Genomic DNA, 819 nt, shown 5'->3' with positions numbered 1-819 from the left:
GCCCTGTTTCACCGCATTCATACGGTTGGCATCGTTGTACGTGAGGGCTTTGCTTCCGATACTCGTGGTGTTGCCCACTGCATCATGGTTTCGGGCCTCACTACCCACCGCAGTCAGCCGATGACTGGTCGCCGGGTAGGCGTAATTGGTGGTGCCCCCGGCGGTGGTCAGAGAGGTTCGATTGCCTGTAGGGTCGTAAGCATAGGTTTCAATCGGCGTGCCGGTCGCGCCATCCATGGTCTGGGTAAGGCGGCCCAGCGTGTCGTAGGCATACTTCGCCAGCACTGTAGAGCCCGGGCCATTCCTTAGCTCGGTGATCGCGCCGACGGCATCGTAGCCGTAGCTCAGTGACATTCCACCCACTGCCGGGTCGTGCACCGCCTGCGAGCGATAGTCCAGATCCAGCGGACGCTGTAGCTGGCGTCCGTTGCCATAGGCCCAGCCAGTGGCCGGACCGAAGGCGGCGTGGCTGACCTGGCTGATGACGATCTGCCGGCTCTGCCCGGGGCGGGTCAGACCGATTTGGCTGATACGACCCTGTGCGTCGCGCACGTAGTCAGCCATGCTGCCATCGGGATAGGTCAATGCAGTCAACCGACCCGACTTGCTGTAGGCATAGCGCAGCGTGATCGCCACACCATTGAGCGTCTGCACCTTCCGGGTGATCTGGCCGAAGCGGTCATGACAGTAGAGGGTGCTGCCATTGGCGTGAAGCACCTGCCCCAATCGACTCTTGGCGAACTGCTCATCAGCCGCGCAAACCGCTGGCGCGACGTCGTAGCTGTAGCCCACATCAAGGCTCGGGTCTGGGTAGGCGAC

At 62.3% G+C, this 819-nt stretch carries 1 pseudogene; it reads right to left on the bottom strand.

The window, feature by feature from the left end:
- Positions 1-819: pseudogene (locus ACXJKH_RS21485) on the bottom strand (RHS repeat-associated core domain-containing protein); the annotation flags it as partial.

It is taken from the genome of Stenotrophomonas sp. P5_B8 (genome assembly GCF_054049855.1).
Note: the sequence above shows the minus strand (reverse complement) of the source record. Positions and strands in the feature narration are given on the sequence as shown.